The sequence below is a fragment of the Okeania sp. KiyG1 genome, from assembly GCF_014132355.1.
Classification (GTDB): Bacteria; Cyanobacteriota; Cyanobacteriia; order Cyanobacteriales; family Microcoleaceae; genus Okeania.
In genome coordinates this window covers 31,366-45,308 of sequence record NZ_BLZO01000093.1, presented here as the reverse complement: position 1 = coordinate 45,308, position 13,943 = coordinate 31,366, and the positions used below count along the sequence as shown (strand labels likewise).

At 37.5% G+C, this 13,943-nt stretch carries 12 protein-coding genes; 6 read left to right on the top strand and 6 right to left on the bottom strand.

The genetic code is table 11. From position 1 onward, the window contains the following. Positions 1 to 123 precede the first annotated feature (123 nt). Positions 124 to 741: a hypothetical protein gene (locus SAGCYANO_RS22155; protein WP_202222056.1), complete on the bottom strand. Its 618-nt coding sequence runs from the start codon at positions 739 to 741 to the stop codon at positions 124 to 126. A 348-nt stretch (positions 742 to 1,089) separates the two neighbouring features. Here SAGCYANO_RS22155 and SAGCYANO_RS22150 point away from each other — a divergent pair, with 348 nt between their 5' ends. Next, a complete protein-coding gene (locus SAGCYANO_RS22150) occupies positions 1,090 to 1,317 on the top strand; it encodes a type II toxin-antitoxin system Phd/YefM family antitoxin (protein WP_202222055.1) in 228 nt (75 codons plus the stop codon). Between the two features lie 145 nt (positions 1,318 to 1,462). Here the strand turns inward: SAGCYANO_RS22150 and SAGCYANO_RS22145 are convergent, their stop codons facing one another. The 4 genes from SAGCYANO_RS22145 to SAGCYANO_RS22130 form a co-directional block, all read right to left on the bottom strand. Next, the gene (locus SAGCYANO_RS22145; RefSeq protein WP_202220374.1) at positions 1,463 to 1,936 is read right to left on the bottom strand and encodes a hypothetical protein; all 474 of its coding nucleotides are present in this window, start codon (positions 1,934 to 1,936) and stop codon (positions 1,463 to 1,465) included. Between the two features lie 310 nt (positions 1,937 to 2,246). Next, the gene (locus tag SAGCYANO_RS22140; protein ID WP_202222054.1) at positions 2,247 to 2,486 is read right to left on the bottom strand and encodes a hypothetical protein; all 240 of its coding nucleotides are present in this window, start codon (positions 2,484 to 2,486) and stop codon (positions 2,247 to 2,249) included. Positions 2,487 to 2,784: 298 nt separating this feature from the next. Then, positions 2,785 to 3,414, bottom strand: coding sequence for a transposase (locus SAGCYANO_RS22135; protein WP_202222053.1), 630 nt, complete (start codon positions 3,412 to 3,414; stop codon positions 2,785 to 2,787). 255 nt (positions 3,415 to 3,669) lie between these two features. After that, on the bottom strand, positions 3,670 to 3,924 hold the full coding sequence (locus tag SAGCYANO_RS22130) for a hypothetical protein (RefSeq protein WP_202222052.1): 255 nt from the start codon (positions 3,922 to 3,924) through the stop codon (positions 3,670 to 3,672). A gap of 266 nt (positions 3,925 to 4,190) precedes the next feature. Here SAGCYANO_RS22130 and cbiD point away from each other — a divergent pair, with 266 nt between their 5' ends. The 5 genes from cbiD (at position 4,191) to SAGCYANO_RS22110 (ending at position 12,668) form a co-directional block, all read left to right on the top strand. Further along, on the top strand, positions 4,191 to 5,324 hold the full coding sequence (gene cbiD / locus SAGCYANO_RS22125; RefSeq protein WP_202222051.1) for a cobalt-precorrin-5B (C(1))-methyltransferase CbiD: 1,134 nt from the start codon (positions 4,191 to 4,193) through the stop codon (positions 5,322 to 5,324). 939 nt (positions 5,325 to 6,263) lie between these two features. Beyond that, positions 6,264 to 7,811: a glutamine-hydrolyzing GMP synthase gene (guaA, locus tag SAGCYANO_RS22120; protein WP_202222155.1), complete on the top strand. Its 1,548-nt coding sequence runs from the start codon at positions 6,264 to 6,266 to the stop codon at positions 7,809 to 7,811. Positions 7,812 to 8,302: 491 nt separating this feature from the next. Then, positions 8,303 to 8,425, top strand: coding sequence for a hypothetical protein (locus tag SAGCYANO_RS47895; RefSeq protein WP_255502653.1), 123 nt, complete (start codon positions 8,303 to 8,305; stop codon positions 8,423 to 8,425). A 1,186-nt stretch (positions 8,426 to 9,611) separates the two neighbouring features. Then, positions 9,612 to 11,246 carry a PKD domain-containing protein gene (locus SAGCYANO_RS22115; protein ID WP_237396505.1) on the top strand — a complete coding sequence of 545 codons (1,635 nt, stop codon included), beginning with the start codon at positions 9,612 to 9,614 and terminating at the stop codon, positions 11,244 to 11,246. Positions 11,247 to 11,678: 432 nt separating this feature from the next. Continuing rightward, entirely contained in the window at positions 11,679 to 12,668 is a 990-nt protein-coding gene (locus SAGCYANO_RS22110) for a WD40 repeat domain-containing protein (RefSeq protein ID WP_202222049.1), read from the top strand. A 106-nt stretch (positions 12,669 to 12,774) separates the two neighbouring features. Here SAGCYANO_RS22110 and SAGCYANO_RS22105 read toward each other — a convergent pair whose 3' ends face one another. After that, complete coding sequence (locus tag SAGCYANO_RS22105) at positions 12,775 to 13,689, bottom strand: cation diffusion facilitator family transporter (protein ID WP_202222048.1); 915 nt, start codon at positions 13,687 to 13,689, stop codon at positions 12,775 to 12,777. Positions 13,690 to 13,943: the final 254 nt, after the last annotated feature.

The window sequence follows — 13,943 nt, the reverse complement described above, 5'->3', positions numbered from 1 at the left end:
TATGAATTGAAATGCTTTTAACTTAAAATTTCTTACTTTTGACTTTTGAATTCACTACACCGTTTCACGGAAGTTAAAAGCCATTTAACTTTTGACTTAATTTCTTACTTTTGACTTTTGACTTCAAAATTGATGGCCTAGATATTCCTGAAACGGATGAGATAAAATAGCCAAAAGTTTGTCTGTATCTCTGATATAGTATTCACGCAGATCGATACAGAGGAGATTACCTTCTAAGATTAGAAATTGCCAGATTATTCCTGTTGTTACAGCTCCATAAATGGGTAAATTAATATTTTCTCTCAAGTTAAATTTTTGAGCAGCAATCATTTCAGCCATGCACTGGGGTAAACCTCCTTTAATATTTTCATTCTTGGCTTCAACTAATGTCAAAACTGGACGGCATATTTCATAAATTTCTCTTGAAGCTGTTAAAATAAAGTCACAAAAACCATTTAATCCTAACTCTGAATCGATATTGAATTCTGAACCAGAAAAAAAACCTACCTCATTTTTATATATATCTCGGATTTCTAATAGGGTAGGGGCAATTAAAAGTTCAGAACGAGCTTTTTCTGTATTAATAGCACTTGCCAGGGGAATATTTCGTTCTAAAATTTGTTGCAGAAATTCGCTTACTTTTACAGGAGCAATGTCAGCAAATAAATTTTTTGATTCGTCTACTGTCAAATCAAAGCGATCGCTCACTTCAGCTATGGTTTTAAATTCACTGTAGGACATGGACTTCGGCTCCTTGTTATGTTAAAATCTAGCTCTTACTAATAAATAGCTTAATTCATCTTCCATTCTGATAATTGCTAAACTAAGGGTTTTTCCTAGCTCAAGTTCATTACCTTTGACTTTTGACTTATACCAATTTCATAAAATACTGCTATAGTCACAATATAGGGAACAGGGAAAGAAAAACATAATAAAAAATAGAGAAAAAGGTTGAATTTTTATAATTTATGGAATTTATTTTTTTATTTTAGTAATAAATCACAAATTAAGATGTAACTATCTTTTTTGAATTTGGTATTAAAATTTAATTCCTTTTGATTTTTGACTTTTAACTTTTAATTTGAAAATATGGAAACTATAGATATTAATCAAGGGGTATTACAAATCAATAAATTGTTAGAAATGGCTGCTGAAGGAAAAGAAATTATTATTACTAAAAATCACCAACCAATGGTGAAATTAATATCTGCTAAAATCCAAACTAAAAGACCTCCTTTATTTGGTAGCGATCGCGATGGTGTTTTTATTAGTGATGATTTTGATGAGCCTAAGCGTATCTACAGCAATCCTAAATGATTTGTGAAAAAATAGGAAGATCAAAATCTTAATGCTGTGACGATTTCTCACAAACAGCACAAAGCCTGCTGAAGTTATTGTCAGTTGAGCTACTCTAAGCGAATAAATATTTTTTGGTGATGATCGGACTGCCTTTGAAACCAGGCTAGATGAAAATTTGTTTGCTGGATTGCCTTGCAGTGGCTGGATTCGATTTAGTATCTATAAATTGCACACAATCAAAAGTATTAATCCACAGATGAGCGCCACAACTTGCTGGTTTGTAAGGTCGATAGACTATTTGGCAAGGACCTGAAATATATAACTCATAACCATAATAGTTATGACCGCCGTGCTTAACTGACACTACAGCTTCCAATTCTGTTGGAGGCTTAGTTTTATTACTTTGAATTTTGTTTTGATTGACATGAATCATTTTTGGTGTAGTAGTTTCTCTCTTGCGCCACATACCTTTCGGACCCCGCCGAGCCGGGATTATTACAGGCATTCCACTTTCTGATACTGGTATTTCCCAGAATCTGCCTTTTTTCTGTGCTCCTTTAACTCTTCCTTGAGCTAATAAAACTAATAAACGTTGACGAGACATACCTAATAAAAAAGATGCTTCTCTAGTACCCATGATTTTTTTCCTTAACTGTTGGACAATAGTTAAATTTACTAAAGTCAGATAATTTTAAGAAAGTTACCTAAAAACAAATATACAGGACTTAGGAAAAGACATATTATAGCGTATAGTTCATAAAAATATAGTCAAATATGACATATCCTTATTTTGCAGGTGTTATCCTGACTGGGTGAACTACAACACCACGCCAGTTGCTTCAAGTCGGGAAACCCGCCCAACGCACTGGCTTCTCTATCCCATAGTCAAAGACAAAAGGGAGCTGCTTTTCTCATTATGTTTAGAGAACCATTAACATCAGCATTAATTAACCCTTTACTGGCGGTACGATACAAACCTCTTTGTCTTGATGCAGTCGCTCATGGGGGAAACCCCCTTTGGCGGCGCTGCATCGCTTTATTCTTTTTCCAGAAAAGGTGACTTGATTTTTCTGACCTTTCTTGTACACAGGAATCAAATCATTATCTATAAAACTTGATGCGGAGGTGTAAGATTCTTCTGTAAGAATTACATCTATTCCTACCATCTTGGCTTTATAAGATAACATTTCTATTAACAAGTTAATAGGGAACAGATACAAAATTTTGATTATTTCTTTTCCCTAGATTTATCTTCTGTTTCCACTCTTCATTGTGCCCAATTATCAAAGTTCCTATTTTCTTATTAATTAGAGTATCAATAATCAAACGGGACGCAATACGCAAGATAATCGTTGATTTTGAATTCTCTTTTACTACAAAGCTTTTTCAGCCTCTTGCTTGATTGATTCTCCCGGAGTTCAGATTGTAGGAAGCTTTTAACTTTATTATAGTATTGATTTATAGATTTTAACGGTCTGCCATTTATCACTCTTGGGTTTCATTCCGGCGCTTATTAAAGGTTAATGTAGCTAAATTGTTTAATCCTATATCAATACTTGCGCAACGATTTTTTTCTAGCTCGTATTGTTTTTCGCATTTCTCATAAATGACCTCTATTACATAATGGTTAAGTCTAGGGACGAGACGAACTTGTTTGATTTGTGAAGTAGGTACTAATGTTTTTAGATAAATCCCTGTTTTGCTGGGATTAATAATTCCTTGTTTTAACTGCCTCTTGCTGATAGCTTGTGTTGTATAAACTACAATATTTCTTCCCGTTATTTTATTTTTATATCTCGGAAGGCAAGGACGAGCATTAAACTTCGATGGGTTTTGTTTATAGACTTCATTCGCTGCTAAAAAACTTTTCCAGTTTTTATCTAGTATCATCAATATTTGTTGAGATACTTTAGCTGGCATTGCTTGATAGTCTGATTGAGTAGAGAGTGTTTTTTGCAGGTCATAATAGTGACGATAATTATTTTCAAATATGAAAGATTTACGAACTAAATAATTAGCATAGTTATAAAGATTTTTCGACAAGAAACAAAGTCGGTCAATTTCATCATAAAACCGATGATTTGTCTGAATAATATGCCTCTCAACTAATTTCATAAATCAAGGAGTTAGAATTATATTAGGATTCGAGCAGTTCGGATTTTTTATAATTATTTAGTCTGAAACTAAGCGTGCCAGTTTCATTATACTATTAAACCTTTAGCCTTGGAGTTATTAAACTTTGTCAAATATAAAGGCGCTATGCTTGTATAAATCAACGAAGATATTTGACATCACTTGACTATATATGACTATATTTATGTATAACTTTTATTATACAGGACTTAGGCAAATTAACCTTTAAAATGCTTGCTATATGTAGGGGCGAATGGCATTGGCGTTCCGCCAAGTTCCGAATGCTGCCCTCACTTGATATGGGAGCAAGATACTCCCACTGCCTTCCATTATCCAATAATTTATATCAAATCCAGTAGCATCGGTATAATTAGATAGGGCTTGCTGATTAAATCTAAAAGCATTGACATATAAAGATAAATGCCTTTTTGGGGTCGGCGGGTCGGGCGAGGCTTTAGACCCACTTTTTTGATAATATGCTCCTACTGCCAAAAAATTAATTAATTGAATTTTGATATTTGCTAATTTCTTCTAAACTCTTAACTTCTGACTTCTGACTTATCAAAATAAAAAGGTCGCGCAACCCCGTCTTTTAAGGCGAAATATTTTTGGAGAGTTGCTCAAACCCCCGTTACAAAAATAACTTATGTAGGGGCAAATGGCCATTCGCTCCTACTGACTGTCTTGCCGAGCGTTCCCTTGCGACTGGCGTCGTCGCGGGGTCTCGGCGCTTCTGACTTCTGACTTCGTTAAAACTGATGACTGAACCTCGCGCTGGATATACTCTTCCTGTCTTTGCTTGTGCCGCTGCTGTAGCAGCGCTCCATTGGATACGTCAAAATATCTCGTCTTTATCTACTGTATCAATTAATTTAATTGAATCTGCAAGAATTGTAGATATTCCTATTGAGCAAATAGCTTTGCTGAAAAATAATATTGCCTTAGCTATTACTCGTTCCGACCCCGGTAATAATCTCGATCTAACTCGCAATACTCCTGTGTGGGCAATGGTAGAATTAACGGAATTTTCTATAAGTGACGCTTCAGAACAAATTGTGATTTTGGGTGGTGCTGGAGTTGGACATAATATTAGGAATGGAGAAACAGCTATCTATAGTTATGCACGACGACTGCTACAAGAAAATTTGAAACCTTTACTACAGCCAAATGAACAAATTAAAGTGACAATTATCTTGCCAGAGGGACGTCAACTGGCGACTCGGACTTCTAATTCAGCTTTTGGTATTGTTGAAGGACTTTCTTTATTAGGCACTACGGGAGTTTCTCAACCTTTGAGTGTACCTGGACAACTTGATGCTTATCGGGAGGAGTTACAACAAAAGGCAGCACAGTTTAGTTGTTTGGTGTTTTGTGTGGGAGAAAATGGTTTAGACCTAGCGAGGAAAATGGGAATACCACTACAACAGACCATTAAAACAGCTAACTGGTTAGGCCCAATGTTAGTAGCTGCTGCTGTTGCTGGAGTAGAGTCTATTTTATTATTAGGCTATCATGGCAAATTAATTAAATTGGCTGGTGGGATTTTTCATACTCATCACCATTTAGCTGACGGAAGATTAGAAATTTTAACAGCTCACTGTGCAAATATAGGTCTGCCCACTTCTGTGCTACAAAAAATTTTTGCTTGTACTACTGCCGAAGCTGCTTTGAAAGTGCTGCGGAGTTTAGATAAAGATAATGAAAAGAATTGGGTGGGTCTAGTCTATGGGGCGATCGCCTCCCGTATAGAGGAACGTAGTCAAGCTTATATTTTTAATCACAGTCAAAAACAAGTCCAAGTAGGTTCGATGTTATTTGACCGCGATCGTCAAATTTTCTTAAAAACTGAAGTTGCTGATACACTTTTTGCACAAATTTGTTATTCTATCTAAAATGGAGCGATTCATCTCCTGGCATAATCTCCGATTTACCGGGTTCGGAATCGCGACCAAAATAAAAAGAGATACTGACCAAGACTAGCAAGAGTCTAACTTAATATCACACTCAGATAGAATTATGTTATAATATGCATTTATTCACACTGAGGTGTCACTGCGGCCTTTGCAGATCGTGGAGCAAATTGACTGTGTAGGGGTACTGTCGGGGGTTGTTTTCAGCCTAGATAAGTGCCATTCAAGCAGTAAACCTAAATCGTGAGGTTTGGGAATCTCCCGTTATAATCTTTGATTTAACAGGAGAGGATGTCAATTAGAATACCCTCATTTAGAGTTAGGGCATTTTAGGAGAAATTAAAAAGAGTGGATGAGGCGCAGGAGAAAATTAAAATAAATTGGTAAATTTTATAACAAGCTTAGAATGAGTAACTGGTTCATAAACCAGGTTATCATCTTTTAGTCACAATACCAAAACATTTTTATCTTTTCTTTTGCGGGTTTAATACCCCACAGTCAACGGGGGGTAATTAAAATTGTTTGGAGTTTAAATTCTCCTCATGCAAATTTCCCTTCTTCTCCCCCCTTTCAAAGGGTAGGGGGGATGTCTTCTTCAAAGAACTCCCCTTGATGAATAATTCGCAATTTAAGAGCGATCCCTATTTCTCATTTATCAACTTAACCTGTCAGTTGCTAGCTTATTAGCAATTCAAGTATCAAAGCTTTTGTGGCAGTAGGAAAAATTTAGTTTGAGACAAAAAGTGTGGAGAAACAAATTTTCCTCACAAAAAAAACATATATTTGTAGCTTATAAGCTTGGGCTGATTGTCAAACTCAGCAAAATTAACCTCACAAGTAAAATATTATAGCACATTAACCGTGACTCTAACAAGACAGACAGAAAAAATTTCTAATTCCTCCACTCAGTTTAATCGTCAGATGATCGTGATTCTGGACTTCGGTTCTCAATATTCAGAACTAATTGCCCGCCGGATTCGCGAAACTCAAGTATACTCAGAAGTAATTTCTTATCGGACAACTGCTGAAAAACTGGCAACTCTCAATCCCAAGGGAATTATTCTTTCTGGAGGCCCTAACTCAGTTTACGACGGAGTGGCACCTCATTGTGACCCCGAAATTTGGCAGTTGGGAATACCAATTTTGGGCGTTTGCTACGGAATGCAGTTGATGGTACAGCAATTAGGGGGTGAAGTTAAACGCGCTCAATTAGCTGAATATGGTAAAGCATCTTTATCTATAGATGACCCCACAGATTTGCTGACTAATGTGGAAGAAGGCACAACCATGTGGATGAGCCATGGAGATTCTGTGACGAAAATGCCTTCTGGTTTTGAAGTATTAGCTCATACGGATAATACTCCCTGTGCAGCGATCGCTCACCATGAGAAAAAGCTCTATGGGACCCAGTTTCACCCAGAGGTAGTTCACTCTCTTGGTGGTCAAGCATTGATTAGGAATTTTGTGTACCATATTTGTCAATGTGAGCCAACTTGGACAACAGAAGCTTTTGTAGAAGAAGCGATTCGAGAAATTAGAGCCAAGGTAGGGGACAAACGAGTATTATTAGCTCTGTCTGGGGGTGTTGACTCTTCAACTTTAGCATTTTTGCTGCATCAAGCGATCGGGGATAAATTAACTTGTATGTTTATTGACCAAGGGTTTATGCGGAAGTATGAACCAGAAAACTTGGTGAAAATATTTCAAGAATCTTTTCATATATCAGTTGAATATGTAAATGCTCGCGATCGCTTCTTGGCTAAACTCAAAGGAGTTACAGACCCAGAACAAAAACGCAAGTTAATTGGCCATGAATTTATCCAGGTATTTGAAGAAGAGTCAAAACGTTTAGGACCTTTTGATTATCTTGCTCAAGGTACTCTTTATCCAGACGTGATTGAATCTGCTGATACTAATGTTGACCCTAAGACAGGGGAGCGGGTGGCTGTTAAAATTAAGAGTCATCACAATGTTGGGGGTCTGCCGAAAGATTTGAGATTTAAGTTAGTAGAACCGTTGCGCAAGCTATTTAAAGATGAAGTCAGAAAAGTAGGTCGCTCCATCGGTTTACCAGAAAAAATCGTGCGACGACATCCTTTTCCCGGTCCAGGGTTAGCAATTCGGATATTAGGGGAAGTTACGGATGAACGGTTGAAAATTTTGCGGGATGCTGACTTTGTTGTGCGGGATGAAATTGAACAGCAAGGAATGTATCACGATTTTTGGCAAGCTTTTGCTGTGTTGTTACCTATTCGCAGTGTTGGTGTGATGGGAGACAAACGTACTTATGCTTACCCTATTGTTTTGCGGTTTGTTTCTAGTGAGGATGGGATGACTGCTGACTGGTCTCGCGCACCTTATGATTTGCTGGAGACTATTTCTAACCGCATTGTGAATGAGGTTAAAGGTGTTAACCGAGTGGTGTATGACATTACTTCTAAACCTCCTGGTACTATTGAGTGGGAGTGATAAGAAGTCAGAAGTTAGAAGTCAGAAGTCAGAAGTAATATCTAACTGATGAAACTTGTGTTTACCGTAGTAGCGCCTCTAGACTAAAATTGTGGGTAAAACCCAACGCTACGATCCCCCCCAACCCCCCTTGGAAAGGGGGGAGAGGTCTATATTTTCTAAAATTTACCCACATTTTCAAGCTAGACGCGCTAGTAGGTTGGGTTAAGCGACAGCGCAACCCAACACCACCAGGGTTAACTTTTGCTTTCAAGCTACTTTCAACAACCAAACTCCTAACAGGAACTCAGAAGTCAGAAATAATATCTAACTGATGAAACTTGTGTGTACCGTAGGTTGGGTTAAGCGGCAGCGCAACCCAACACCACCAGGATTTTTAACTTTCAAGCTACCTCGATCAAATAAACCTACATGGTCAGCAAGGTTTGCGATCGTGTAATTTTTCTGACTACTTACTTAGATACTGACAATATTTTATATAATTAAAGTCCATGAAAAATATTGATAAAAAATTAGCATTATTCCTCATTATAATTATACCAGATAATCTAAATAAATTTCAATCAAATTTTTCAGTTGATGATAATTTTGTGGTTCAGGCGATCGCCAATTAGAACCTATTAAACAGCCCCAATTATAGTGTCTTTGCGTAAGTCCTGACCAGAAGGAAAAGAAGATAAAGAATTTGTCAAAAAACCAGATTTAGCACTCAAGTTAATTCATAAAACTTTGTCGAGAAAATATCGTCCTGGTGTAGTTTTAAAAGTCCAGATAATTAGGGCTATACACCAGATTTCTTGTTTAGGTGCATAATTTTTGCTTCTCAAGATAAATGATTTTATAGAAAGGTGAAAAAAACTACATAAAGGAAAAAACAATTCTATGTGTAGTTTTAAAAGTCCAGATAATTAGGGCCATACACCAGATTTCTTGTTTAGGTGCATAATTTTTGCTTCTCAAGATAAATGATTTTATAGAAAGGTGAAAAAAACTACATAAAGGAAAAACAATTCTATGTGTAGTTTTAAAAGTCCAGATAATTAGGGCCATACACCAGATTTCTTGTTTAGGTGCATAAATTTTGCTTCTCAAGATAAATGATTTTATAGAAAGGTGAAAAAAACTACATAAAGGAAAAAACAATTCTATGTGTAGTTTTAAAAGTCCAGATAATTAGGGCCATACACCAGATTTCTTGTTTAGGTGCATAAATTTTGCACCTCAAGATAAATGATTTTATAGAAAGGTGAAAAAACTACATAAAGGAAAAAACAATTCTATGTGTAGTTTTAAAAGTCCAGATAATTAGGGCCATACACCAGATTTCTTGTTTAGGTGCATAAATTTTGCACCTCAAGATAAATGATTTTATAGAAAGGTGAAAAAAACTATATCAAGGAAAAAACAATTCTATGTGTAGTTTTAAAAGTCCAGATAATTAGGGCTATACACCAGATTTCTTGTTTAGGTGCATAAATTTTGCACCTCAAGATAAATGATTTTATAGAAAGGTGAAAAAACTATATCAAGGAAAAACAATTCTATGTGTAGTTTTAAAAGTCCAGATAATTAGGGCTATACACCAGATTTCTTGTTTAGGTGCATAAATTTTGCACCTCAAGATAAATGATTTTATAGAAAGGTGAAAAAAACTATATCAAGGAAAAAACAATTCTATAACTTACAAAACCAAACGAGTTGTAGCTTCCCTTGGAGCAACACTTATCGCTTTAGCAATAGACATCTCCAATAATAAAAACAGGAAATCAATTATCTCTCCCTGCTCTCTATTTTCTGAAGATGTCTAATAAAGCGATCGCCTCCCAACCACATTTTTGTTTATTTTGCAATCAACAAGGTAAAATTATGATATTATTCAATACTCGTCCAATATGTCTCGGACTAACAGCTTTTTTTCTAGGACTTGCCATACCTGAATCTGCTAAGGCAGCATCTCTTATCAACTTTGAGAGCATACCCGGCCGTACACCCACTGAGGGTATGTTCATTAACAATCAATTTGATGGAATCACTTTTAGTCTCGTAGGTGGCGGTTCTCCTGTATTGGCTAAAGTTGGTGGAGATCGTGCTGCGTTTACACGCAGCAATGGAGCGGCTCCGGATACGCCTAAAGGTACAGGTAATGGCACAAGCACAAACGGTCGCTTTTTTATAACCGATGACGATGGAGGGAAGAAACCACCAAAATCTCTCCTCATTAAATATGATAAACCTGTGTCAACTGCATCCGGTCAAATCTTGGATATCGATCAAGCAAACCGTTTAGAACAATGGACGCTTGTAGCACTCGATAGTTTTGGGAATTCGCTAGTTCCGCAAGTCTTCACCTCTGGCGGTAAATATACAAATACGGGTGATGGAGTAGCCACTCCTTGGAAATTTTCCAATTACAGTACAGGTATTTCTTCCGTTCTGTTAGACTTTACAGGAAGAGCAACAGATAACATTGGAGTAGGATTTGACAACTTTGGTTTCACACTTTTAGAGACTGCTCCGACAATTGAATCCTTTTTACTCAACGGTCAGAATAGAAGCATCAATATTTTAGAAGGTCAGTCAGTCTCAGCAAGATTATCTGCTAAAGATATTGACCGAGACAATCTCAGTTTTTACGTTAACAATAGGAGGGTAAGTACCAGGACTCCATCGGGAAGTTCTGGTAGCGCATCCACAACAGTAACATTAGGTCGATTTCTCGACGACGGCAGTTACACCCAGACTGCACAAGTAAGAGACGAAGACAGGAAGAACAGCCAAACAATTACCAGAACTGTAAACGTCCAAAACGTAGCTCCAACCTTGCAAGGTTTTAACCTATCCAACGCGGTTATTAACGAGGGCGACTCGGCATTTGCAGAACTATTTGCCACCGACCCCGGTGCGGACTCCATCTCCTTTTTCCTGAACAACCAAAATATCGGCACTGATACCCGTACTTCTGGCAACCGTCTAGTCAGGACAAATCTGGGGGTATTTGCAGACGATGGAACTTTCACCTATCAAGGTCAAGCAAGAGATGACGATGGTGGTAACAGCAACATCTTTGCCAGAACCTTAACAGTTAACAACCTCGACCCCACCATTACCAGCTTAACCGAGGATTTCACTATCCGTACCAACACCACATTCAATTTTGCTGCCACGGCGATCGACCCTGGTATTAACGATATTCTCACGTTTGATTGGGATTTTGATGGGGACGGTTTATTTGATGACTTTACTGGTAGCAGTGGTGAATGGTCGTTCTCGAAACCCGGCCTTTATGCGATGAATTTACGAGTCTCAGACGGCGACGGTGGTTTCGCTTACGGTTCTTTTGAAGTGGAAGCAGTTCCCGAACCTGGTTCTGTTTTGAGTCTGTTAACCCTTGGTGCTTTGGGTGTCGGTTCCCGTCTACGCAAACGCAAAGGGTAATAAATACAGGACTTACGCATAACCACTGCACCTAGTAGAGTCAAATGGTATTTGCACTCTAGGGATAGCGTATTTTCTAATAAACTGTTTGTAAACTCATAAAAGGCTCTCTCCTACCAGTAGAGAGCCTTTGAAACCCCCATTCCCTGATAGTGAAGGGGAGCATGGGGGTTAGGTTTTTAGGATTTATCGGTTCCATGCAGCACTTCTCAAACAGCTTCTAATAATTTGCGTAAGTTCTGAAAGAGCGATCGCTATAGAAGGTTTTCTTTTTTATTTTAACTTAAGCTTAATCTTTGTGGAAAATTCTGTGGAAAACTATGGTATAATTGTGGAAAACTTTACCTATTCTAGAAAATCTTAAAAGGAAAAATACTAAAGCTTTAAAATAATAAATTGTGGAGACCATTGAGTTAAGGACTGAGTTTCACGATGAAGATCGAGGAAAAATATTGTATTTCTCACGACGACGATATCAGGAATTTAGCCTTTCATCCAGATGGGGATATTTTGGCTACTTGTGGCAGTTATGGCAAAATTCAACTGTGGGATGTCAAGACTGGGGAAAAAATTAGAACTTTTAAGGGAAGCAGTAACGTTTACAGTTTTGCATTTTCTCGTGATGGGAAAATTTTAGCTAGTGCTGACTATAAGCAAATTATTTTTCAGAAGGTGGATACAGAAAAAATTGTTAATCAATTTGCTCATGATTGTACGAATCCTTATTGTAGTTTTAGTCTTTCTCACATTGCCTTTAGTCCTAATGGTTATATACTAGCAGGCCGCGACCGTGAGCTAATTATTCTGTGGCAAGTAGAAACTGGAATATTAATCAGAACTTTGGAACACAAGAAGTATGAATATGGGCGTGAAATTTGGGATATAAAATTTTCTCCTAACGGCCAGATTTTAGCAAGTTGCAGTGAAGACAAAACAATTAAGCTTTGGGAAGTTGGTACGGGTAAATTAATCACAACTCTCATAGGTCATACCGACGAAGTTTGCGGTATTGCATTTAGTGCTAACGGCCAGATTTTAGCAAGTTGTAGTTGGGATCGTACTATTAAATTTTGGGATGTCAATACTGGTAAAAAAATTCGTACTCTCAACAGCTATGATTATAATGTTAGTTGTGTTGCTTTTCATCCAAATGGTAAAATTCTTGCAAGTGGTAGTTCGGATAGTAGAACAAAACTGTGGGATGTCGAAACTGGTAAAGAAATTTGTACCCTAAATAATCATTCACAGGAAAGCGATTATTCGCAAGAAGTTACGTCAGTTGTTTTTAGTCCAGATGGACAACTATTGGCAAGTGCTGATGAAGAAGGTTTTGTAAGAATTTGGCATGGCGATTTGCCTAAGATGTCTAATATAGAGATTGTTCGACTAATTAAAAATCACAATCCTACTGAAAAATCTTAGCGATCAAAATAGACAACAATAAATATGTATCTGTTGTATCTGTTGGGTTGCGCTATCGCTTAACCCAACCTACGCTGCTCCCCCTCTCCCCTACTCCCCCACTCCCCTACTCCTTTTCATAAGAAATATGTTCTGATTTATAAGCAGGGGGTTCAACGTGAATCATAATTCTGGCAGGATAAAACCTTTCTTGTAGACGTGCTTCTACCTGTTCGGTAATTTGATGAGCAGTTTCTATATCATCAGAATTAACAATGAGGTGCATTTCAATAAATACCTGACGACCGATAACTCCACGAGAAGCAATATCATGACAGTTGACTACTCCCGGAACTTCCATCGCGATCGCATGAATAGCTTCTGGTGCAACTGCCATATAATCAACTAACCAAGGCAAATTTTCTTTCAAAACTTCCCAAGCACTCCGAAACACTAAAAGAGCGACGGGAAAAGCTAACACTACATCTAACCAAAGGAAAATAGGTAAATTCCAAATATTTCCTTGCCAAATACCAATTAATCCAGCTATAACAATTACTGTAACCCAGATATCACTCATTGTATGGTGAGAGTCGGCAATTAAAATACTACTACCGATTTTTTTTCCTACCCGACGTTCATAAAATGCTACAAAAATATTAATCCCAAGCACAATTAATAATATCCATAATGCAGGTGGAGAAATATTTACCTCTTGAGTACCCCCCACTATTTGTTGTATTGCTCCACTGAGAATTTCAAAACAAGCGATACCAAGGAAAACAGCAATACCTAGAGCGCCAATAGCATCAAATTTTTGATGTCCGTATGGATATTGTCGGTCTGGTTTAGGGGAAGCAAGATGATTTGTGACTAACCCTAAAATGTTATTAGCACTGTCAGTAACACTGTGCAAAGCATCAGCAAATAGACTCAGAGAACCTGTCCAAAATGCTATTCCTGCTTTGATTAACATCACTAATAAATTTAGTAGTAAAGTAATGATTAAAACTTTGCGGACTTGTTTACGATTATCGGTCATTTCAGTTATCAGTTATCAGTTATCAGTTATCAGTGCCTCAATAAAATCAATTATTATCCATACATCATCAATTATTCCCCTCCCAGGAGGGGTTAGGGGTGGGTTCCCTGTTCCCAGGAGGGGTTAGGGGTGGGTTCCCTGTTCCCAGGAGGGGTTAGGGGTGGGTTCCCTGTTCCCAGGAGGGGTTAGGGGTGGGTTCCCTGTTCCCAGCTCCGGTGTTCCCTGTTCCCTCTTTTATAGATATGTCTATTAAT